The sequence below is a fragment of the Stenotrophomonas sp. YAU14A_MKIMI4_1 genome (genome assembly GCF_003086855.1).
Lineage (GTDB): Bacteria > Pseudomonadota > Gammaproteobacteria > Xanthomonadales > Xanthomonadaceae > Stenotrophomonas.
This window is the reverse complement of record NZ_CP025998.1, coordinates 170,625-192,264: the sequence shown is the minus strand read 5'-3', so window position 1 is coordinate 192,264 and position 21,640 is coordinate 170,625. Positions and strand designations below refer to the sequence as shown.

The window sequence follows — 21,640 nt, the reverse complement described above, 5'->3', positions numbered from 1 at the left end:
AGGGCCCGCATAATGACGTCAATGCCCGACCATACGATACCCACTGGCTGGACCCTGATATCGCTGCGCCCGCAGGGGCAGCATGCCGGGTTGCGCCGCGCCGCAGCCCGCTACGGCGGGACCACGCTGGCGTTTTCGCCGTGGCGGCTGCGGCGCTTGCAGGGCGCGGCGGTGGAACAACGGCTGAACCAAGCGCTGGCCTGCCCGCGGGTGGTCTTCACCAGCCCGGCGGCGGTGGCGGCAGCAGCGGCGTGGGTGGACCTGCCCGCCGCGCAGCGCGGCCCGTGGCTGACCGTGGGCGAAGGCACCGCACGTGCATTGCAGGCGCTGGGCGTGGCCGACGTGCAGGCACCGCAGCGGATGGACAGCGAAGGGCTGCTGGGCCTGCCCGCCCTGGACAACGTGCAGGGGCTGCAGATCGGCCTGGTGACCGCCCCCGGCGGACGCGGGCTGATTGCCGCGCAATTGCAGCAGGCCGGTGCGCAGATCCTGCGTTCGGACGTGTACGAACGCGTGCCGCTGCGCCTGCCGCGCCGTACCTTGTCGCGATTGACCCATTCGGCGACGCCCTGGCTGCTGGGCGTCAGCAGCGGCGAGGCGTTGCAGCGGTTCTGGCAGCAGTTGTCGCCGGCCTGGCAGCAGCGCCTGCGCCAGCAGGCCACCGTGCTGGCCGCCAGCGAACGACTGGCGGCGCAGGCGCAGGCGCTGGGCCTGCAGCGCGTGGTGCGCAGCGAAGGCCCCACTGTCGCGCAGATGACCGCGGCCGCACATGCCGCACTCACCGCCCCGGCAGCGAACTGAACAGGCGCCGGGCGCACGCTTGCTGCGCTGAACGCCAGCGGTGATGCTGTGTGCAACGCCGCCGGCCGGGCCCACCCGGGCGCGCCGCCGACAAGGAAGCCTGATGAACGACACTTCGCCCCCTGCCGCCCCCCGTTCCCGTGCCCGCTGGCTGCTGGCCACTGCCGTGGTGGTGGGCCTGGCGGCTGCCGGCTATGGCGCCTGGTACTACTGGCAGCACCAGCAGCGCGAACAGCAGGCGCAGGCGCAGACCGCCGCCGTGCAGTTGCAGGGCCTGGAAGCAGCGGTGGACGCCCTGCGCCGCGACCAGCGCGCCAGCAGCCAGCGTCTGCAGGATGCGGCGGCCACCAACCGCGTGCTGCGCGACGAGATGCTGGGCCTGTCCCAGCGCAGCGCGCTGCTGGAAGAAAACCTGGCCAAGCTGACCGAGAGCGCCAACCTGGGCCGCCAGGCGGTGCAGCGCGACGAGGCCGAGCTGCTGCTGACCCAGGCCGCCCAGCGCCTGGCCTTCGCCGACGATGTGGATGGCGCGCGCCGCCTGTACGGCCTGGCCGCCACCGCGCTGGCCGAACTGCCCGACAGCGATGGCCTGAACCTGCGCCAGGCGCTGGTGCAGGAACGCGAAGCGCTGGATGCACTGGGCGATGGCCCGCGCGTGCTGGCCCTGCAGCGCTTGGATGCGGTCTCGCAGGCGTTGCAGCGCCTGCCTTCGCAGGTGCAGCCCAGCTCGCCCGTGGCGCCGGTCGCGCGGCCCTGGTGGCAGGCGGCCATCGCAGCCTTCGTCGATATCACCCCCAGCCGCCTGCAGGGGCCACTGACCGCCGGCGAACGTGCCAGCGCCGAACAGGCACTGGAACTGGAACTGACCCTGGCCCGTGCCGCCATTGAGCGCGGTGATGGCCGCGGCCGCGATGCCGCGCTGGCCCGTGTGGACCAGTGGGCGCAGCGCCGCTGGCCGGATTCACCAGCCCTGCGCGCGCAACGTGCTGAACTGCAGGCCCTGCGCCAACTGCCGCTACAGGCCGATGGCAACGTACTTGGCAGCACGCTGCGGCAGCTGCGCACCCAGACCGACCGGAGGTAAGACCCTATGAAGCCCGTGCAATCCCTGGTCGTGCTGTTGCTGGCCGTGGCCATTGGCATCGTTGCCGCGCAATGGCTGGGCGCCGAAGACCTGAACCGCTATGGCGAGGTGATCCTGCGCCACGGTGGCTACGACTACCACAGCAACCTGCCCAAGGTGGCGCTGCTGGCGGTGATCGCCGTGCTGGTGCTGTGGCTGCTGTGGAGCCTGATTGCCGCACCGTTCCGTGCCTGGGGCCGCTACCGCCGCAAGCAGGGCCGGGTGCGCCTGATCGATGGCCTGCAGGCCTATGAACACGGCCAGTGGCAGCGCGCGGAGAAGCTCCTGGACGGTGCTGCGCAGGATTCGGAGGTGACGGCGATCGCGCTGGCCAACGCGGTGCGCAGCGCGCAGGCGCGGGCCGACGGCGCCGGCGGTGAAACGCTGCTGCAGCGGCTGGGCGAGCGCGATGCCACGCTGCATGCGTTGCTGCGCGCCGAGCAGCTGCTGGCCCGCGATCTGCCGGTGGATGCGATCAATGCGCTGGACGTGGCGGCGATCCAGCCGCTGCCGCCGCGTGGCCTGTGGCTGCGCACCGAAGCGCTGGCCCGCGCCGGCCGTGCCCACGAGGCATACGGCCAGCTGGGCGCGCTGCGCCAGAGCAAGGTACTGCCCAGCGAAGCCGCCAGCGAACTGGAAGCCCGGCTTGCCGCGCAGGCGCTGCTGGAAGCGGCCGATGTGAACGCGCTGGCCGCACAGTGGGAAACCACGCCCAAGGCGCTACGGCCGACGCCCGATGTGGTGGGTGCCTATGCCACCCGCGCGGTGGCGCTGGAATGGGACGAACCTGCCCTGCTGGCACTGGAACAGGCACTGGACCAGCGCTGGGACGACGAACTGGTGGCGCTGTACGGGCGCCTGCCGGTAGACCGCCTGGCCACCCGCCAGGCCAACCTGCAGCGCTGGCGCAACGTGCATGCGGATTCGGCAGCGCTGCGCCTGGCCCAGGGCCGGGTGGCACTGGCGCAGCAGGATTGGGCGGCGGCGGAAACCTTCCTGCACGAGGCCGTTGCCGCCGGTGCGGGTGCGCCGGCCTGGGAAGCGCTGGGCGAAGCCTTCGCCCAGCGTGGCGAACCGGCACTGGCCGCGCAGTGCCTGGGCAACGCCCTGCGCCTGCAGCGCGGCGAGGACAGCGTGGCGCTGGTGCGTGACGGCACCGCCGAGGCACCGCTGCGGGCCACGGTGGAAGAGCAGCCTACGGCGGTGCAGCCGCCGGTGTATGACGCCAAAGACCGCTGATTGTGTGCCGACCAACGGTCGGCACCCACCGGGGGTGCTGCGGGCCTGGCACCCGCCGGGGGTGCTGTGGGCTTGGCACCCACCGGGTCGACAATAAAAAACGCCGCCCGATGGGCGGCGTTTTCAATTCCAACGTTGGATGCGCTCAGCGTTCGACGATCGCCACCACGCCCATGCCGCCGGCGGTGCAGATCGACACCAGGGCACGGCCGCCGCCACGTTCGGCCAGCTGCTTGGCAGCGGTGGCGATCACGCGGGCGCCGGTGGCGGCGAACGGGTGGCCGGTGGCCAGCGACGATCCCAGCAGGTTGATCTTGTCCGGATCGATGCGGCCCATCGGTGCATCCAGGCCCAGGCGGTTACGGCAGTAATCCTCGCTCTCCCACGCGCGCAGGGTGCACAGCACCTGCGCGGCGAAGGCTTCATGGATTTCGTAGATGTCGAAATCCTGCAGGGTCAGGCCATTGCGCTTCAGCATTTCCGGCACGGCCACGGTCGGCGCCATCAGCAGGCCTTCGCCGTGCACGAAATCCACCGCCGATACGTGCGCATCGCGCAGGTAGGCCTGCGGCTCGTGGCCGTGCGCGCGTGCCCACTCTTCGCTGGCCAGCAGCACGGCCGCGGCGCCGTCGGTGAGCGGGGTGGAATTGGCTGCGGTGAGCGTGCCACGGCCGGACACCTTGTCGAACGCCGGCTTCAGCGTGGCCAGCTTTTCCAGCGAGGTATCGGCGCGCAGGATGTTGTCGCGCTCCACGCCGCGGAACGGTGCGATCAGGTCATTGAAGAAGCCGCGCTCATAGGCGGCGGCCAGCTTCTTGTGCGACGAGACAGCCCACTCGTCCTGCGAATCGCGCGAGATGTTCCATTCCTTGGCCATGTCCTCACAGTGATCGCCCATGCTCTTGCCGGTGCGCGGCTCGGCCACGCCAGGGAACTCGGGCTTCAGTTCAGAGAACTTGAACCCCGAGGTGAGGGCACGGATCTTGTCGCCGGTGGTCTTGGCCCGGTTGGCGGCCAGCAGGCGCGCGCGCAGCTTCTTGCCGTAGACGATCGGCACGTCGGAGGTGGTATCGGAACCGCCACCGATGCCCGATTCGATCTGCCCCAGGGCAATCTTGTTGGCGACGGTGATGATGCTGTCCAGCGAGGTGCCGCAGGCGCGCTGCAGGGTGATGCCCGGGGTCAAAGGCGACAGGCCCGAGGACAGGGTGGCCTCGCGGCCCAGGTTCCAGTCGCTGGAATGCTTGATGACCGCACCCATGGCCACTTCGCCCAGTTGCTGGCCATGCAGGCCGAACCGTTCGACCAGCGCGCCCAGCGTACGTACCGACATGCCAAGGTTGCCGACATCCGAATACGCGGTGTTCTGGCGGCAGAACGGAATGCGGACGCCACCGAGGATGGCGACGGGACGAGCGTTGGGCATGGAGATACCTGGCATGGATGAGGGTGTCTGCAACATGGCCTGCACGACAGAGCAGGCATAATGGGGCCAAGTGTAGCTGCCGCCCTGTGATGGGCCAACCGTGGAACCATGAGCAAACCCGACCCCGCGATGAACGCCCTTGGCGTGCTGGCCCTGGAACTGGCCGGCGGAGAAATTCCTGGCCAGGCGGTCCTCAGCGCCGAACAGGCCGGCGAACTGGCCGAACGTGTCGGCCGCGATCTTTCCAAGCTGGTGCCGCAGGTAGCCGAGCTGGACCTGGTCTTCGCCGCCGCCCATTTCGACCCGGCCGAAGTACTGCGCCCGGGCTGGCCGATCCACCGCCGCCTGGAAGAACTGCAGATGCGTGCGCCCGGCAGCAACCAGGGCCCGCGTCTGCTGGCCTTCGGTGCCGATGCGCAGGGTGATGTGCCGCTGCCGTTCCAGGCCGATGCCACCCTGGTGGGCGGTGGCCTGCGCGTGGTGCCGTTCCTGCTGACCGGCACCGATGCGGCCACCATTGCCGCGGTGGCCGATGCGCTGGAAGAAACGCTGCTGGCCAACGGCATGGCCCATGCCGATACCGCGCTGATGGCGCAGAAGGGCTTCGGCGCGCGGGTCGAGCATGCGCGCTATTTCACGGTGAATGACCTGGCCGCGATGATGTCGATGCAGTACGACAACCAGGGCCTGGCCGCACTGTGGCCGCTGATCGAGACGGCGATCCTGGCCCCGGCCGAGGAAGAGTGGCTGGACGCGGCGCCGGAACCGCTGCTGCGCTATGTGCAGGGCGAGGCGCGCATGGCGCTGTTCGACCCGGCTGGCTGGTGCGCGTACTACAACCATGCCAAGGGCGATTGTGATCGCCTGCAGGGCATCTACGAGCAGTTCCTGATGCGCCAGCGGCAGATGGCGGCGGTGCTGGAGGCACACGGCGTGCCGGTGCTGTTCGTACACTGCGAAGCCGGCCAGGACGCGCGCGCGCTGCTGGCGCGCTGATATTCGTGGGATACCTTCCGCCGGGCATGGCCCGGCGCTACCGTTGCGCGAAGGGCCAGTCGAGCAAGCTCGACTCTACGAAAGCGGCGCTCCGCCGGGCATGACCCGGCGCCACCTACAGGAGTTCCTGCGATGGCCGTTTCTGCTTGCCGACGTGCCGCCTGCCTGCTCGGGCTGGCCCTGAGCGGGTTGGCCCAGGCCAGCGCCCCGGTGCGCACGGGTGATGACAATCTGCCGCTGGAGTACACCAGCGTGGCAGCGTTCGCTGAGAAGCTGCCGCAGCGCAAGGACATCGAGCGACTGCAGGCGCAGACGCCGGCCGGCATGGTCGTGCTGCAGACGAGCAAGGAAACGGTGGAGAACGACCCCGACTACACCGCCACCACCTGGGTGTTGTTCACCGCGCCACATCCGTTGGCGCCCTCGGTGGTGCGCATGCGCACGGCGATCGGCTGGGATCGCGAACATCCGTTTCGTCGCACCCGCAAGATAGCCACCCTCTGCGAGGGCAGCACGGCCGCCTGCGATGCAGTGGCGGTGCAGGCCAGGAAGTTGGCCGCGGCACCGTTGTAAGGCGATCGGATGCAATCCGCCTGGCATGGCCCGGCGCCAGCGCAATGAGAAACGCCGGCTTTCGCCGGCGTTTCTGCTTTCTTACGGGGCCTTCTGGATGACCGCGCAAGCCAGGCGCGCGCCGGCGTTGCCGGTCGGCTGGGTCTTGTAGTCGTCGGCGTCGGCGTGGACGATCAGGCCGCGGCCGATGATGTCGAAGTCATCACCCTTGCCGATGTTGACGTTGCTGGACACCGGACCGTCGATGGTGGCCACGCCCTTGTCGTCGGCCTTGATGTTGGGCATATCGCCGCCGTGGTGCGGGTCGGCTGCCACACTGCCGTGGTCCTGCTTGCCCGGGTTGAAGTGGCCGCCGGCGCTCATGCCGTCCAGCGCGCTGCAGTCACCCTTTTCATGGATGTGGAAGCCGTGCTCGCTGCCCGGCTTCAGGCCACTGATCTGGCCGCTGACGTGCACCTTGCCGTCGACCACCTTGAAGGTGACGCTGCCCTTGGTTTCATTGCCCTGGGTCGGTGCCAGTTCGGCGCTGGCCGTGGCTTCGGTGGTGGTGGCAGCGGCCGCGTCGGCAGCCGGGGCGCTGGCCGGATCGGCCGGTGCCGCCGAACCTGCGGCCGGGGTGGTGGCCGGTGCTTCGGCTTCCGGCGTGGCCGGCTGACTGCAGGCCGCCAGGCCCAGGGCGGCGATGGCCGCGAACAGCGAAGTGTGGATCAGACGCATGTGAATCTCCTTGGTGAGGGTGCCGGCGGGCGATCAGCGGGTAACCCGGATCACGCCGCAGGCAATGCGGACGCCGGCATTGCCGGCGGGCTGGCTGCGATAGTCATCGGCGTTGGCATGCACGACCAGTGCACGACCGGCGATATCGGTGGCGGCGCCTCCGCCTAGGGTAACGCCCTTCAGGTGCACATCGATGTTGGCGCGGCCCTGTGCATCGGCCTGCAGGTTGTCGATGTCACCCAAGTGATGCTTGCCACTGCCGGCGCGACCATGCGCGCTGCCGCCGGGGTTGAAGTGATTGCCGGCACTGCTGGCATCGACCGCACTGCAGTCACCGCGTTCGTGGATGTGGAAGCCGGCCTGCTGCATCGGCTGCAGCCCACCGATCAACCCGGTCAGGTGCACGCCGCCACTTTCCGGCTTCAACACCAGGCGACCGCTGACGATGCTGGCCGAGGCCGGCGACAGGTTCGCTTCGGCCTGCTGCGCGGTGCTGATCACGTTCGGCGGCGGCGGCGTGGGCTGCGGCTTCTTCGGCGCGCTGCCACAGGCAGACAGCAGCACGGCGGCGGACAGCGGCAGAAGGGCATGTGAAAGACGCATCGAAGACTCCTTGCAGGTAACACTACGGACGGCATCGTCCATGACGGATCAACGGTTCGGCAAGCGGGTGCGAGCAGGGTGTGCAGATTCCGTTCAATGGCCGCCGCGGCGGCGGCCGGCACCCAGCTTGCGGGTGAGTGTGTTGCGGCCCAGCCCCAGGCGCGCGGCGGCCTCGGCACGGCGGCCGTGGGTGATCTGCAGGGCGGCCTCCAGCAGGGCGTGGTCCACCCGATCGCGCACCTGCGCATGCAGGCCTTCGGCCCCTTCCTGCAACTGCCGGCGCGCCCATTCGGACAACAGGGTTTCCCACTGCCCTGGATCGGCGCCCGCTGCGTGGCCACTGCCGCGTCGCTGGCGGGTGCGGTTCAGCGCGGTGTCCACGTCGGCCACGCCGATGGTTTCGGCGGCGGCCAGCGCGGCCATGCGCCAGCAGACGTTTTCCAGTTCACGCACGTTGCCCGGCCAGTCGTGTTCGCGCAGCGCCTGCAGGGCAGCGGCGGTCAGCCGCTTCGGCGGCGTGTCCAGCTTGTGCGCGGCGGCGGCCAGGAAGGTGCTGGCCAGCTGCGCGATGTCTTCGCGGCGCTCGCGCAGCGGTGGCAGCTGCAGGCGCACCACATCCAAACGGTGCAGCAGATCGGCGCGGAACTTGCCCTGCGCGACCAGCCCTTCCAGATCCTGGTGGGTGGCGGCGACCACGCGCACGTCCACATGGATCAACTCGCGGCCGCCGACCCGGAAGAATTCGCCCTGGGCCAGCACACGCAGCAGGCGGGTCTGCAGTGGCAGCGGCATGTCGCCGATTTCATCCAGGAACAGGGTGCCGCCGTTGGCCTGCTCAAAGCGGCCGATATGGCGGCGCTGCGCGCCGGTGAAGGCGCCGGCTTCGTGGCCGAACAATTCGCTTTCCAGCAGCTCGGCGGGAATGGCGGCGGTGTTGAGCGCCACGAACGGGCCTTGCGCACGCGGCGATTCACGGTGCAGTGCGTTGGCCACCAGTTCCTTGCCGGTGCCGGTTTCGCCGGTGATCAGCACCGCCAGCGGTGCCTGCGCCAAGCGGCCGATGGCACGGAACAGCGCGCGCATGGGCGGGGTGTCACCCACCAGCTGCGGCGGCTGGTCGCTGGGCGCTTCGCTCACCGGGGTCGGCGCGGCCAGAGTCGGGGCCACCGCTGGCAGCACGCGCTGGGCCAGCGCCACGGCATCGTCCAGATCGAAGGGCTTGGACAGGAATTCGTGGGCGCCACCGCGGAACGCACCGGCGGTGCTGGCCACATCGGTGTAGGCCGACATCACCACCACTGGCAGCTGCGGCAGTGCAGCCTTCAGCTTGTCCAGCAGCACCAGGCCATCGTCGCCGGGCATGCGTACATCGGTGAACAGCAGCGCCGGTGGCGGGTTTTCGGCCAGCGCTTTCAGTGCCGCTGCCGCGCTGTCGAAATCATCGACCTGGTAGCCGGCTTCGCGCAGTGCGGTACACAGCACGAAACGCACGGCGCGGTCATCGTCGACCACCCAGATGCGCTGCGCGGAAAGAGAGACGTCAGACATCGCGCGGGGCCTCCTCGGCCGGGGCGGTGCCGTTGCCGATCGGCAGCAGCAGGGTAAACACGGTATGGCCGGGGCGCGAGCGGTAGGTGAGCGTGCCGCGATGCTCGCGCGTGACCTGCTGGGCCAGCGCCAGGCCAAGCCCGGTGCCCTCGGCGCGGCCGCTGACCAGCGGCAGGAACAGGTGCTCGGCCAGTTCTTCGGGCACGCCACGGCCGTCGTCGGCAATTTCCAGGCGCAGCGCCAGCGTGTGCAGTTGTTCGGCAATGCGCACGCCATGTTCAACGCGCGTGCGCAGGGTAATGACCCCGGCGCCGGCCTGGATGGCGTTGCGCACCAGGTTCCACACGGCCTGGGTGAGGCGGTCGGCGTCGCCGGCGAATTCGGGAATGCTGGGGTCGTAGTCGCGCTGCAGGCGCACCGCCCATCCGGCTTCGCTTTCGGCCAGGCGCAGCACGCGCTCCAGCGAAGCGTGGATGTTCAGCGGCGCATGCGGCGCGGCCGGTGCCGGCGACAGCAGCTGGTCGAGCAGGCCGTTGAGGCGTTCGATTTCCGAGCCGATCAGTTCGATCAGTTCGCGTTCGCTGGCATCGCGCTGGGCCGCGCGCCGCGCCAGCAGCTGGGCGGCGCCCTTCAGCCCGGCCAGCGGGTTGCGCAGTTCGTGGGCCAGGCCCTTCAAGGCGGCACTGAGCGCGCTGGGCAGGGCCTGGGTCGGGTCCAGGCCGGGGAATTCATCCACCGGGTGCGCTTCCAGCAGCCAGCCACCGTCATCGCGGCGGCTCATCCAGCCTTCGGCGAAACGCGCGCCTTCGCCCGGTACCGCCAGCGCCAGCCGGTTCAGGCGCAGGCTGTCGCGCTCGTCGCGGGCCAGGAAATGGGCCAGTGCCTCGCCCTGCACTTCCAGTGCGGCCAGCGGCTGGCCCAGCAGGCGGCGGACGCTGACGCCCAGCCAGCGGGCGAAGGCCGGGTTGCAGCCGATGATGCGGCCATCGGCCCCGGCCCAAGCCAGCGGCGTGCCGAGGGCATCAAGGGACGGCGGGGGTGCGGGGGCGGACATTGCACCAATGTAGTGCAAAACGAGGTGTGGGGGTCAGAGCCCTTTTCTGCGAAAAGGGATCTGACCCCATGCGCGGTGAGGTCCGGGGTCGGATCCCTTTCCGCAGGAAAGGGCTCTGACCCCATCGCACCAGATGCGTCGAACGCCGTCGCTTTGCCCTATTCCGCCAAAGACCTGCGCTTGCCACACTACCGAATCTTGCGAACGGGCCATTTCATGCGAACCGTCCCCTACCCCGCTCCAGGCGAGATCCTGCTGCACGAATTCCTGCAGCCACTTGGCATGACCCAGTACCGATTGGCCAAGGCCATTGGCGTGGCGCAGCGCCGGATCGGCGAGATTGTTACGGGCCATCGCGCCGTAACGGCAGACACTGGCCTGCGCCTGTCGCGCTACTTCGGCGTCTCTGACAAGTTCTGGATCGGCCTGCAGGCCGACTTCGATGCGGCGATGACCAAGGAGAAGCTGGCTGAGGTCCTGGCGCGGATCGAGCCTTACAACGCGGTGGCATGAACCTGTCCGGGGTCAGAGCCCTTTTCTGCGAAAAGGGCTCTGACCCCATGCGCGGTGACCCCTGCCGCAGGTCGAGCAAGCTCGACCACTACCGGGTGCATGGCCGGGTTACAGCTTCATGTTCAGGCCGACGAAGACGCTGCGGCCGGGCGCGGGCGAGAACATCGGGCGGGCGCTGTCCCAGAAGAAGCTGTCGTACCAGGCGTAGGCGTACTCGCGGCCGGTGACGTTCTTCAGCTGCAGGTCCACGCTCCAGCGCGGGTTGATCTGGTACGCGGCGCTGAGATCGAGCACGGCAAAGCCACCGAACTTGCCGGCCACGTTGCGCTCTTCCAGGTAGTAGTCGCCCTGCGCGCGTGCCTGCAGGCCCAGCCGCAGTGCGTCGCTGGCCTGGTAATCCACGCCCAGGTTGCTGATGTGGCGTGGCGTGGCGGCCACTTCGCGGCCCTGCAGGGAAACACTGGCATCGCGGTCGTCGCGGGTGATCTTCGCTTCCTGGTAGGCATGCGAGGCCCACACGGTCCAGTCATCGCCCAGCTGCAGGCTCAGCTGCGCATCCACGCCGCGGCGGCGGGTCTTGCCCAGGGTGACCGTGGTACCGGTGGCCGGCATGTTGGACACCTCGTTTTCCGCATCCTGCTGCCACACCGCCAGACGCGCCTGCGCGCCCTGGAACGGCTGGAACTTCAGGCCCAGCTCCATGCCGGTGTTGGTGGACGGCTGCATCGGCGCCTGGCCGGGGGTGAGATAGGCCGGTGCGGTGGACCCGGTGAGCACCTGGAAGGTGCGGCCCCAGTTGGCGTAGACGTGCGTGTTGGCACCCAGGCTGTGGATCACGCTCAGCTTGGGCTGGCCGATGCTGCCGTAATCCTGCAGGCGGCCGGTGCTGCCATCCATCAGCCGGGTGCGGCCGCTGAAGCGGTCCACGCGGTAGGCCGGCACGATCTTCCACGCATCGTTTGGCTGGTAGATGGCCTGCACGTAGGCGCCCCAGTTGTCGAAGCTATGGCGGTCGTTGTTCTGCACCCGCGCCGGCGCCACGCTGAAGTCGGTGGGCTCGGCGTAGCTGTAACGCTCGCGGATGTAGCCGTTGTCCTGCTGTTCGTAGTTCAGGCCAGCTTCGACGGTGAGCACGGGCGCGGCCTGCCAGGTAAGCGTGCTGATCAGGCCGGCCTGGCGCTCATCCCACACGCGGCGCTGGCGCGGCAGGTTGCCGCTGGGCAGATCGCTGAAGGTGACGCGGCGGTCGTCTTCGTAGCGGTTGTAGTACAGGCGGGTGCCGAAGCTGAGCGCGTCGCTGAGCGCCAGATCCAGATGCGCGGCGATCTGCCGCATGTCACGGTCATCGCCATCGTTGGCATTGCGCAGGTCGCTGCCACGACGGTGCGTGCGCAGTTCCTCGGTGGTCATGAAGCCCGGTTCGTCGGCTTCGTGGTGGTAGGCGCGCGCGGTCAAACCCACGCGCAGGCCGTCTTCCAGCGAACCGTAGAACCACTTGCCGCCCAGCGCGTACTTCTTCGAGGTGTCGTGGTCGCGGTAGCCATCGCTGGCCTGCTGGCCGACAAAGTAGTTCTGTGCAAAGCCGTTGCTTTCACGGCCGATGGCCAGCTGCGCATCGCGGGTGTTGTAGCTGCCGTAGGCCAGCCGCGCGTCGGTGTAGTTGCCGCCTTGGCGGGTACCGAAGTTCACGTTGCCGCCGATGTTGTGCAGCCCGTAGCGCGGGTCGTTGGTGCCGCGCACTACTTCGATGTAGCTGATTTCCAGCGGGAACAGCATGTCGATGAAGCGCTGGTTGCCGCTGTTGACGTTGCTGGGAATGCCGTCGATCAGGGTCTTGATGGCGTTGAGGTAGCCCTCGCCGTTGAAGGCGCGGAAACTGACCTTGCCCGATTCGGCACCCTGCCGGGTTTCGGTGAGCTGGATGCCCGGCATCTGCCCCAGCAGTTCCCAGCTGTGCGAGACGTTGCGGTCTTCGATCTGGTCTGCGCCCAGCACGTCCACCGAGGTCAGCACCTGGTGCGCGCTCAACTGGCCTTCGCTGTGCTGGTGCACGTCGACCTTGCCCAGGGTGAGCGCGGCGTCGGCCGATTGCGCGAAGGCATCGGGGGCGAAGGGGGCGGCCGCGAGGGCAGCGACCAGGGTGGGGGTCTTCATGGGGGTGGAAGGGTGCGGGCAAAATGTAATTCTATAACATTTCACCCGTGAGCCCGGTAGAGTCGAGCTTGCTCGACTGCCGCTGCCAGGAGCAGTCGAGCAAGCTCGACTCTACGGAGATGCCAGTCGAGCATGGCTCGACTCTACAAGGGCGGCGGGCTTACACCGGGTAGCCGGTGGCTTCGCGGGCCTTCTTCCAGGCGCTTTCGAATTCACGGGCGCTGATTTCGTCGTCTTCGTCGAAATCCAGGAACGAGACGGGCTGGTCGGCCAGCACGAAGCGGTCGTCGCTCTGGCCGTGCTCGTCGGCCCAGACCAGCTTGGTGCCGTAGATTTCCACCTGGCGCACGATGTTCTCGCCGCGAGCTTCCATCAGCACGTTGCCCTTGCCCAGGCCCGATTCGGCCCAGTGCTTGTAGTACTTCTTGGCGGTGCTGTTCTTGATGTTCTTCATTGCTGCGGCCGGATAGTTCGGAATGGCGCCATTATCAGGCATCCGGGGTCAGAGCCCTTGCCTGCGGCAAGGGATCCGACCCCGGCCGGGTCAGTTCGGCAGGGCGGCGCCCTTCGGCCACAGCAGCCAGATGCGGCCCTGCTGCTTCATGTCGCCGGCCAGCTTGCCGGCGGCGTCGCCGCTCCCCCAGTACAGGTCGGCACGCACTTCGCCGGCAATGGCGCCGCCGGTGTCCTGCGCGGCCACCGGGCGCACCACCGGGCTGCCATCCGGGCGCGTGGTGGACAGCCACAGCAGGCTGCCCAGCGGCACCACGCTGCGGTCCACCGCCACGCTGTAGCCGGCGGTGAGCGGTACGTTCAACGAACCGCGCGGGCCTTCCGGGCTGTCGGGGTTGCGCACGAAGAACACGTAGCTGGGGTTGCTGCGCAGCAGTTCGGGCACGCGCGCCGGGTTGGCCCGGGCCCAGGCGCGGATCGCGTCCATGGTCACGTCTTCCTTCTTCAGCGCGCCCTGGTCCACCAGCCAGCGGCCGATGGCGCGGTACGGGTGGCCGTTCTGTTCGGCGTAGGCCAGCCGCACCTGGCTGCCATCGGCCAGGCGCACCCGGCCCGAGCCCTGGATCTGCAGCAGCTGCAGGTCCATCGGGTCGGTCAACCAGGCCAACACCGGGGCCTTGGCGCCCTTGCTGGCGATGGTGCCGGCATCGTCATAGGGCTTGAGCACCTTGCCGTCCAGGCGGCCACGCAGACGCTTGCCCTTCAGTTCCGGGTACAGGCTGTCCAGCTGCACCACCACCAGGTCGTCGGGCGTGCCATACACCGGCACGGTGGCGGTCGCGGTGCGGGTCAGGCTGCCGCTGTAGATGGGTTCGTAGTAGCCGGTGATCAGGCCCTGTTCGCGGTGGCCGCCGGCGCGCAGTGCATAGACCTGCAGATCGCGCTGCAGGAAGGCGCGGATGGCGGCCGGGTCCTTGTCGGACACCGTGGCTGCGGTCGTGCAGGGTCGTGCCCAGACCGCATCGTTCTTCAGGCGGCTGCAGCTGCTGCGCCAGGCGCTGAAGCCGGCCAGCAGGTCGGTATCGGAAACGACCGGCAACGCATTCCAGTCGGCCTTGGCGTAGGTGGCGGCCGGCTTTGCTGCGGCAGGGGCTTCGGGACGGGGGCTGGTGGTGGAGCAACCGGCCAGCACGGCGGCGCCAAGCAGGAGGAGGAGTGCGCGCGGTGACGACGTAACAGTGATCATCGTCGCAATGTAGTGGGGCCGATGGTGGCGGAGCAACCTTCGGTAGCGCCGGGCCATGCCCGGCGGAAAGCGGATCCCGCGCTGCGCGCTCGCCGGGCATGGCCCGGCGCTACCGGCTTACGGCGTCTGCAGCAGCAGCGAATGCAGGATGCGGGCGTCTTCGGCGTCCAGCGTCTTCGGCAGATCGTCACTGCCACGGAAACGGCGATGGAACGCGGCGACAGCCGCTTCGCGATCGTCCAGCGGGTAGCCGAAACGGGCCAGCGCGTTCCACGCGTCGAAGCCGTCCGGTGCGGGGCCATCGCTGGCGCGCGGCCACACGCCGAAACCGGCGGCGGCCAGCTGCTGCCACGGGAAGAAACGGCTGGGATCGGCCTTGCGCGTGGGAGCCAGATCGGCGTGACCGATCACTTGCCGCGGCGGAATATTCAGGCGCGTGGTGAGATCGCGCAGCAGGACGATGAGCGCGTCGATCTGCGCTGCGGTGAACGGCGTATGCCCATTGTTGTCCAGCTCGATGCCGATCGACGTGGAATTCAGATCGGTGAGCGTGCCCCAGCGGCCGGCGCCGGCATGCCAGGCGCGGCGTGCATCGGCCACCAGCTGGTAGCGATGGCCATCGGCGCCGATCAGGTAATGCGCGCTGACCGGGCCGCCGCTGTTGGCGGTGCGCAGTGTGTGCAGGCTCTGCTGCACCGATTCCTGGTCGGTATGGTGGATGACGATGGCCACCGGGCCACGCGCATTCTGGTTGGGTGATGGCACCCACGTAGCCAGCGGGTTGCGGACATCCTGCGGCGTGGACGCGCAGGCGGCCAGCAGCAGGCAGGCCGACAGCAGAAGGGACGTGCGGATCGGGGACATGCCCTGATTGTGCGCGATCAGCCGCGACGATGCATGCCCACGGAGTAGATCCACGCCGTGCGTGGATGCTGTGGCGGGCGACCTTCGCAGGCCGCCCGCCATTGCATCAGGCCTCGTAGGCCGATTCACCATGCGAGGTGACATCCAGGCCGGTACGCTCGGCCTCTTCGGTCACGCGCAGGCCCACGACCACCTTCACCAGCAGCAGGATGGCCGCGGTCACCACCGCCGACCAGACCACGGTGAGGCCAACGCTGACCACCTGCACCCACACCTGGTGGCCGATATCCAGATCGGCCTTGGTGCCGCCCAGCGACTGCGCGCTGAACACGCCGGTGAGGATGGCGCCGACGATGCCGCCCACGCCGTGCACACCGAACACGTCGGCGGTGTCGTCCACCTTCAGCAGGCGCTTCAGGCCGGTAACGCCCCACACGCAGACCACGCCGGCCACGAAGCCGATCACGATCGCGCCGAGCGGGCCGACGGTGCCGCAGGCCGGGGTGATGCCGACCAGGCCGGCGACTGCACCCGACGCTGCGCCCAGTGCCGACGGCTTGCCCTTGGTGATGGCCTCCACCAGAGTCCAGCCCAGCACCGCCGCCGCAGTGGCCAGCACGGTGTTGAGGAAGGCCAGCGAGGCGACGGTGTCGGCGGCAGCGGCGGAACCGGCGTTGAAGCCGAACCAGCCCACCCACAGCAGCATCGCGCCGATATAGGTGAACGGCACGTTGTGCGGCTTCAGCGCGGTCTGCCCGTAGCCCAGGCGCTTGCCCAGGAACCACGCGCCCACCAGGCCGGCCACGCCGGCGTTGATGTGCACCACGGTGCCACCGGCGAAATCGATCGCGCCCATTTCACCCAGGTAGCCACCACCCCAGACGATGTGCGCCATCGGGATGTAGCTGAGGGTGAACCACAGTGCCGAGAACAGCAGCACCGCGCGGAACTTGATGCGTTCGGCGAAGGCGCCGACGATCAGGGCGGTGGTGATGCCGGCAAAGGTGGACTGGAAGGCAACGAACAGGTAATCGGGCAGGCCCTTGATGGGCGTGTTGCCGACCGAATCCGGGGTGAAGCCCTTCAGGAAGGCAAATTCGGTGAACGAACCGAAGAACGGGTTGCCTGCGCTGAACACCGCGCTGTAGCCGTAGGCCACCCACAGCAGCAGCACCAGCGAGAACACCACCAGGATCTGGCTGAGCACCGACAGCACGTTCTTCGAACGCACCAGGCCGCCGTAGAACAGGGCCAGGCCCGGCACCACCATCAGCAGCACCAGCAGGGTGGAAGTGAGCATCCAGGCCACGTCGCCGTGGTCGAACGCCGGCGCAGCCGCTTCAGCGGCCACCGGTGCGGCCGCAGCTGGGGCCTGCAGCGGTTCAACGGCCACGGTTTCATTGGCCAGCGGAGTGACCTGGGCCTGGGCATGGGCAGCGCCCGGCCAGACGCCAGCGGCCAGTGCGCTGAGCAGCATCAACAGGCACACCAGATGGAACCGGGCTTGCCACCCGGCGAGAAGGCGCATCTTCATGGGGGAATCTCCGGAAGGGGGCTTACAGCGCGTCGGCGCCGATTTCGCCGGTGCGGATACGGATGACCTGCTCGACGGCGGTGACGAAGATCTTGCCGTCGCCGATCTTGCCGGTGCCTGCCGAACTCTGGATCGCTTCGATCACCGCTTCGGCACGCTCGTCGGTGACCACGGTTTCGATCTTGATCTTGGGCAGGAAATCGACGACGTACTCGGCGCCGCGATACAGCTCGGTGTGGCCCTTCTGGCGGCCGAAGCCTTTCACTTCGGTCACGGTGATGCCCGACACGCCAGCGTCGGAAAGGGCCTCGCGGACCTCGTCGAGCTTGAACGGTCGGATGATGGCGGAGATCAGTTTCATGCGCATGTCCCGATGGTGGATGGGGCCACGGCGCGGTTGCGCGGTGGCATCAGGCAACCACGGGCCATCGATGCGATGGCCGTGGCTGTTGCACCGGACACGAACGGGGCCGGGACGGCCGTGCCTCTCTCCTTGCACGGCCGACGCGGGAGGGAGGGCGGCCCATGTCGCGTGTCCGGTCTCTCTTGCCCCTGGATCGGGGGTCAGAGCCCTTTCGCATGCGAAAGGGGTCCGACCCCGGTCTGACGGCGGCTCCCCAGCCGCAAAGATCGGAGGCGATGGCGACGGGTGGGAGGGGTACCCGCCGCCATCGCCGCCCAATCAGTTGGCGTAGTACATCTGGTATTCCAGCGGGTGGGTGGCCGCGCGGAACTTGGTCACTTCCTGCATCTTCAGCGCGATGTAACCGTCGATGAAGTCATCGCTCATCACGCCGCCGGCCTTCAGGAACTCGCGGTCCTTGTCCAGCGCTTCCAGGGCCTGGTCCAGCGAGGAGCAGACCTGCGGGATCAGCTTCTCTTCTTCCGGCGGCAGGTCGTACAGATCCTTGTCGCTCGGTGCGCCCGGGTCGATCTGGTTCTTGATGCCGTCCAGTCCGGCCATCATCAGCGCAGTGAAGGTCAGGTAGCCCGACTGGATCGGATCGGGGAAGCGCATTTCAATGCGGCGCGCCTTCGGGTTGGACACCCACGGAATGCGGCACGAGGCCGAACGGTTGCGGGCCGAGTAGGCCAGCATGACCGGGGCTTCGAAGCCCGGCACCAGGCGCTTGTAGCTGTTGGTGCCCGAGTTGGCGAAGGCATTGATGGCCTTGGCGTGCTTGAAGATGCCGCCGATGTACCACAGCGCCAGCTGGCTCAGGCCGCCGTAGCCGTCGCCGGAGAACAGGTTGGTGCCGCCCTTGGACAGCGACTGGTGCACATGCATGCCGCTGCCGTTGTCGCCGACGATCGGCTTGGGCATGAAGGTGACGGTCTTGCCATTGCGGTGCGCCACGTTCTTGATGACGTACTTCATGCGCAGCAGTTCGTCGGCCTTCTGCACCAGGGTGCTGAACTTGGTGCCGATTTCGCACTGGCCGGCGGTGGCCACTTCGTGGTGCTGCACTTCCACTTCAATGCCGACCTGTTCCAGCGTCTTGCACATTTCAGCGCGCAGGTCGTGCAGCGAGTCGGTCGGCGGCACGGGGAAGTAGCCACCCTTCACGCCGGGGCGGTAGCCGCTGTTGGTGCCGTCGTACTTGGCGCCGCTGTTCCAGGCCGCTTCTTCCGATTCCACCTTGAAGAAAGTGTTGCCCATTTCATTGGCAAAACGCACGGCGTCGAAGATGAAGAATTCCGGCTCCGGGCCGAAGAACGCCGATTCGGCGATGCCCGACGACTTCAGGTAGGCCTCGGCGCGCTTGGCGATGCCGCGCGGGCAGCGGCCGTACGGCTGCATGGTGGCCGGGTCGAGGATGTCGCAGCTGATCACGATGGTCGGATCGGCGTAGAACGGATCGACATAGGCGCTGGCCGGGTCCGGCAGCAGGACCATGTCCGATTCGTTGATGCCCTTCCAGCCAGCGATGGAGCTGCCGTCGAACATCTTGCCCTCTTCGAACAGCGACGGCTCGACGATGCTGACCGGGAAGGTGACGTGCTGTTCGACGCCACGCATATCCACGAAACGCAGATCGACGAATTCGATCTGGTTGTCCTTGATCAGCTTCTCAACGTTTTCCACGGACATCGGTACGACCTCGGGTGGGAATGAATGCCTGCTGAGGTAGAGCAATGACCGTGCCAACTTTTTCGTAGCCGCAACTGCTTGATTTGCAATGGCACGCCCCAGCGGGGTGCACGACCGGGCGCACCAAAGGGGTGCACGGCCGCCCGCGCGCACCCGTTTGGTGCGGCAGGGATGGTCTATTCTCTCGGGCTTGTTCCCGCCACCGAACGTGCCTGCCCTGCCCATGTACGACCTGCTCTCCGCCCTGCTGCTGGGCATCCTCGAAGGCCTGACCGAATTCCTGCCGATCTCCAGCACCGGCCACCTGCTGATCGCCCAGCACTGGCTGGGCCCGCGCTCGGATTTCTTCAACATCATCATCCAGGCCGGCGCGATCGTGGCGGTGGTGCTGGTGTTCCGCCAGCGCCTGTGGCAACTGGCCACCGGGCTGGGCCAGCGCGAGAACCGCGACTACGTGTTCAAGCTGGGCGCCGCGTTCCTGGTGACCGCGGTGGTAGGCCTGCCGGTGCGCATGCTGGGCTGGGAGCTGCCGGAAACGGTCAGCCCGGTGGCCTGGGCGCTGATCATCGGTGGCATCTGGATGCTGCTGGTGGAGGCCTACACCACGCGCCTGCCCGACCGCGACCAGGTGACCTGGACCGTGGCCATCGGCGTGGGCCTGGCGCAGGTGGTGGCCGGCGTGTTCCCCGGCACCTCGCGTTCGGCATCGGCCATCTTCCTGGCCATGCTGCTGGGCCTGAGCCGGCGCGCGGCCGCCGCTGAATTCGTCTTCCTGGTGGGCATTCCCACCATGTTCGCCGCCAGTGCCTACGCGTTCCTGGAACTGGCCAAGGAAGGCAAGCTGGCCAGCGAGAACTGGACCGACGTGGGCGTGGCCTTCGTTGCCGCGGTCATCACCGGCTTCGTCGTAGTGAAGTGGCTGCTGGGCTATATCAAGTCGCACCGCTTCACCGCGTTCGCGTTCTATCGCATTGCGCTGGGCGCGGCGCTGCTGCTGTGGTTGCCGTCCGGCAGCTGAACGACGCCGGGGCAGGCCAACCCCCTGCCCGGCCGTGATCCGTTTGCATCCGGGTTCCCAAGGAGATCCACCATGAAGCGCACCGTTACCCTGCTCCTGCCGCTGGCCCTGCTGGCCGCCTGCAGCCAGACCCCGACCACCGCACCGGCCGGCACCGGCGGCGATGACCTGGCCCCGGCGGCCGCCAACGCCGGCGACCAGAAGGCCGTGGCCCATCTGGATGCGCAGCGCCTGCAGAGCCAGCACTGGCGCCTGCAGCAGGCCACTGGCGCCGACGGCGCACGCATCGATGCACTGTTCGCACGCAGCGACGCGCCGGTCACCCTGGATTTCGCCGACGGCCGCGTGTCGATCAGCAACACCTGCAACCGCATGGGCGGCAGCTACACCCTGGCCGAGGGCACGCTGACGATCAGCCCGATGGCATCGACCCAGATGGCCTGCACCGACGCTGCGGTGATGGCGCTGGATGAAGCCGTGTCGAGCCGCCTGCAGGGTGAACTGAAGACCGCCCAGGGTGCCGACGGCAGCCTGACCCTGACCACCGCCAAGGGCGATGTGCTGGTGTTCGCGGCCGAACCCACCGCGGAAACGCGCTACGGCGGGCCGGGCGAAACGGTGTTCCTGGAAGTGGCAGCGAAGACCGCCAAGTGCTCGCACCCGCTGATTCCGGACTACCAGTGCCTGCAGGTGCGCGAAGTGAAGTTCGACGACAAGGGCCTGAAGCAGGGCACCCCGGGCGCGTTCGAGAACTTCTACGGCAACATCGAGGGCTACACCCATGAAGACGGCGTGCGCAACGTGGTGCGGGTGAAGCGCTACGCAGTGAAGAACCCGCCGGCCGATGCACCGTCGCAGGCGTATGTGCTGGACATGGTGGTCGAGTCGGCCATCGAGAAGAAGTAAGTAGCGTCGAGCTTGCTCGACTGCTGCTGGGTAGAGTCGAGCTTGCTCGACTGCTTCTCATGCAGTCGAGCATGGCTCGACTCTACAAGGGGCCGAGTCGAGCATGGCTCGACTCTACAGAGGGCCAAGTCGAGCAAGCTCGACTCTACGGCGGCGCGGTTGGGCTTACAGCGCGGGGTTCAGCGTATAGGTGCCGTGCAGCGCCGCTTCGGCCAGCACGTGGCCGTGCATGACGCGGTAGGCGTCGGCTGCGGTGAAGCGCTGCGGCAGGTCCAGGGTCGCCACGTCCAGGGCGAACACGCGGAAGAAGTAGCGATGCACGCGCTCGTCGTTGAACGGCGGGTACGGGCCGTCGTAGCCCAGGTAATCGCCGGCCATGTCCGGATTGCCGGCAAACCAGCCGGTGAAATCGTTCACGCCCTGGCGGCTGCCGACCGGGCCGGTGGGCGCGGTCTTGCCCTTCACCACGAAGCCATCGCTGCAGCTGCCCGCGGCGATCTCGTGCACATCGGCCGGAATATCGGCCATCACCCAATGCACGAAATCGCAGCGCGGCTGGTCGCGCGGCACGGTCATGTCGCTGCGGCCGACGGTTTCCGGCACGGTGGGAACATCCGGATCCACGCACACCAGCAGGAACGAACGGGTGCCGGCGGGCACCTCGCTCCAGGCCAGGTGCGGGTTGCGGTCCGGCGCAAAACCGTTCGCATCGCCGGCGGCGAATTCGCTCGGCACCGGGGCGCCGTTGACCAGGCTGTGGCTGCTCAGTTGCATCAGGCT

Annotated in this window: 21 protein-coding genes; 8 read left to right on the top strand and 13 right to left on the bottom strand. The window is 68.2% G+C overall.

Annotated elements, in window-relative coordinates:
• The first annotated feature begins 12 nt into the window (after window positions 1–12).
• The 3 genes from C1931_RS00775 to C1931_RS00765 all read left to right on the top strand — a co-directional run bounded on the left by C1931_RS00775 (window position 13) and on the right by C1931_RS00765 (window position 3,163).
• The gene (locus C1931_RS00775) at window positions 13–801 is read left to right on the top strand and encodes a uroporphyrinogen-III synthase (RefSeq protein WP_108755065.1); all 789 of its coding nucleotides are present in this window, start codon (window positions 13–15) and stop codon (window positions 799–801) included.
• Between the two features lie 103 nt (window positions 802–904).
• Window positions 905–1,885, top strand: a complete 981-nt coding sequence (locus C1931_RS00770; protein WP_108755064.1) for a uroporphyrinogen-III C-methyltransferase — start codon at window positions 905–907, stop codon at window positions 1,883–1,885.
• A gap of 6 nt (window positions 1,886–1,891) precedes the next feature.
• Window positions 1,892–3,163, top strand: a complete 1,272-nt coding sequence (locus tag C1931_RS00765) for a heme biosynthesis HemY N-terminal domain-containing protein (protein ID WP_108755063.1) — start codon at window positions 1,892–1,894, stop codon at window positions 3,161–3,163.
• Between the two features lie 145 nt (window positions 3,164–3,308).
• On the opposite strand, the gene C1931_RS00760 is transcribed toward C1931_RS00765, so the two are convergent.
• Window positions 3,309–4,604, bottom strand: coding sequence for an acetyl-CoA C-acetyltransferase (locus tag C1931_RS00760; protein WP_108748044.1), 1,296 nt, complete (start codon window positions 4,602–4,604; stop codon window positions 3,309–3,311).
• A gap of 93 nt (window positions 4,605–4,697) precedes the next feature.
• On the opposite strand from C1931_RS00760, the gene C1931_RS00755 reads away from it, so the two are divergent.
• Together C1931_RS00755 and C1931_RS00750 are read left to right on the top strand one after the other, a co-directional pair.
• On the top strand, window positions 4,698–5,585 hold the full coding sequence (locus C1931_RS00755) for a hypothetical protein (RefSeq protein WP_108755062.1): 888 nt from the start codon (window positions 4,698–4,700) through the stop codon (window positions 5,583–5,585).
• 132 nt (window positions 5,586–5,717) lie between these two features.
• Window positions 5,718–6,158 (top strand): hypothetical protein, encoded by a 441-nt coding sequence (locus C1931_RS00750; protein ID WP_159095422.1) that lies wholly within the window; start codon window positions 5,718–5,720, stop codon window positions 6,156–6,158.
• Window positions 6,159–6,239: 81 nt separating this feature from the next.
• On the opposite strand, the gene C1931_RS00745 is transcribed toward C1931_RS00750, so the two are convergent.
• From C1931_RS00745 to C1931_RS00730, 4 genes are all read right to left on the bottom strand, one after another.
• The gene (locus tag C1931_RS00745; protein WP_108755060.1) at window positions 6,240–6,875 is read right to left on the bottom strand and encodes a superoxide dismutase family protein; all 636 of its coding nucleotides are present in this window, start codon (window positions 6,873–6,875) and stop codon (window positions 6,240–6,242) included.
• A gap of 33 nt (window positions 6,876–6,908) precedes the next feature.
• Window positions 6,909–7,478 (bottom strand): superoxide dismutase family protein, encoded by a 570-nt coding sequence (locus C1931_RS00740; protein ID WP_108755059.1) that lies wholly within the window; start codon window positions 7,476–7,478, stop codon window positions 6,909–6,911.
• A gap of 93 nt (window positions 7,479–7,571) precedes the next feature.
• Complete coding sequence (gene ntrC, locus C1931_RS00735) at window positions 7,572–9,026, bottom strand: nitrogen regulation protein NR(I) (protein ID WP_108755058.1); 1,455 nt, start codon at window positions 9,024–9,026, stop codon at window positions 7,572–7,574.
• The gene (locus C1931_RS00730; protein ID WP_108755057.1) at window positions 9,019–10,080 is read right to left on the bottom strand and encodes an ATP-binding protein; all 1,062 of its coding nucleotides are present in this window, start codon (window positions 10,078–10,080) and stop codon (window positions 9,019–9,021) included. Before C1931_RS00730 ends, ntrC begins: the two co-directional genes overlap by 8 nt.
• Before the next feature lie 216 nt (window positions 10,081–10,296).
• Between C1931_RS00730 and C1931_RS00725 the strand changes: the two genes are divergently transcribed.
• A complete protein-coding gene (locus tag C1931_RS00725; RefSeq protein ID WP_108755056.1) occupies window positions 10,297–10,593 on the top strand; it encodes a HigA family addiction module antitoxin in 297 nt (98 codons plus the stop codon).
• Window positions 10,594–10,701: 108 nt separating this feature from the next.
• Here C1931_RS00725 and C1931_RS00720 read toward each other — a convergent pair whose 3' ends face one another.
• From C1931_RS00720 to glnA, 7 genes are all read right to left on the bottom strand, one after another.
• On the bottom strand, window positions 10,702–12,747 hold the full coding sequence (locus C1931_RS00720; protein ID WP_108755055.1) for a TonB-dependent receptor: 2,046 nt from the start codon (window positions 12,745–12,747) through the stop codon (window positions 10,702–10,704).
• A gap of 160 nt (window positions 12,748–12,907) precedes the next feature.
• On the bottom strand, window positions 12,908–13,201 hold the full coding sequence (locus tag C1931_RS00715; protein WP_108755054.1) for a hypothetical protein: 294 nt from the start codon (window positions 13,199–13,201) through the stop codon (window positions 12,908–12,910).
• A gap of 90 nt (window positions 13,202–13,291) precedes the next feature.
• On the bottom strand, window positions 13,292–14,446 hold the full coding sequence (locus C1931_RS00710; RefSeq protein ID WP_108755053.1) for an MltA domain-containing protein: 1,155 nt from the start codon (window positions 14,444–14,446) through the stop codon (window positions 13,292–13,294).
• A 117-nt stretch (window positions 14,447–14,563) separates the two neighbouring features.
• On the bottom strand, window positions 14,564–15,310 hold the full coding sequence (locus C1931_RS00705) for an N-acetylmuramoyl-L-alanine amidase (RefSeq protein ID WP_108755052.1): 747 nt from the start codon (window positions 15,308–15,310) through the stop codon (window positions 14,564–14,566).
• A 106-nt stretch (window positions 15,311–15,416) separates the two neighbouring features.
• Window positions 15,417–16,844, bottom strand: a complete 1,428-nt coding sequence (gene amt / locus C1931_RS00700) for an ammonium transporter (RefSeq protein ID WP_108755051.1) — start codon at window positions 16,842–16,844, stop codon at window positions 15,417–15,419.
• A gap of 22 nt (window positions 16,845–16,866) precedes the next feature.
• Entirely contained in the window at window positions 16,867–17,205 is a 339-nt protein-coding gene (locus C1931_RS00695) for a P-II family nitrogen regulator (protein WP_164275288.1), read from the bottom strand.
• Window positions 17,206–17,526: 321 nt separating this feature from the next.
• Window positions 17,527–18,936, bottom strand: a complete 1,410-nt coding sequence (gene glnA, locus C1931_RS00690; RefSeq protein ID WP_108751779.1) for a type I glutamate--ammonia ligase — start codon at window positions 18,934–18,936, stop codon at window positions 17,527–17,529.
• Window positions 18,937–19,159: 223 nt separating this feature from the next.
• On the opposite strand from glnA, the gene C1931_RS00685 reads away from it, so the two are divergent.
• Together C1931_RS00685 and C1931_RS00680 are read left to right on the top strand one after the other, a co-directional pair.
• A complete protein-coding gene (locus C1931_RS00685) occupies window positions 19,160–19,954 on the top strand; it encodes an undecaprenyl-diphosphate phosphatase (RefSeq protein ID WP_108748030.1) in 795 nt (264 codons plus the stop codon).
• 72 nt (window positions 19,955–20,026) lie between these two features.
• A complete protein-coding gene (locus tag C1931_RS00680) occupies window positions 20,027–20,860 on the top strand; it encodes an META and DUF4377 domain-containing protein (protein ID WP_108755050.1) in 834 nt (277 codons plus the stop codon).
• Between the two features lie 165 nt (window positions 20,861–21,025).
• Here C1931_RS00680 and C1931_RS00675 read toward each other — a convergent pair whose 3' ends face one another.
• Entirely contained in the window at window positions 21,026–21,634 is a 609-nt protein-coding gene (locus C1931_RS00675; RefSeq protein ID WP_108755049.1) for a YbhB/YbcL family Raf kinase inhibitor-like protein, read from the bottom strand.
• Between the last annotated feature and the right edge of the window lie 6 nt (window positions 21,635–21,640).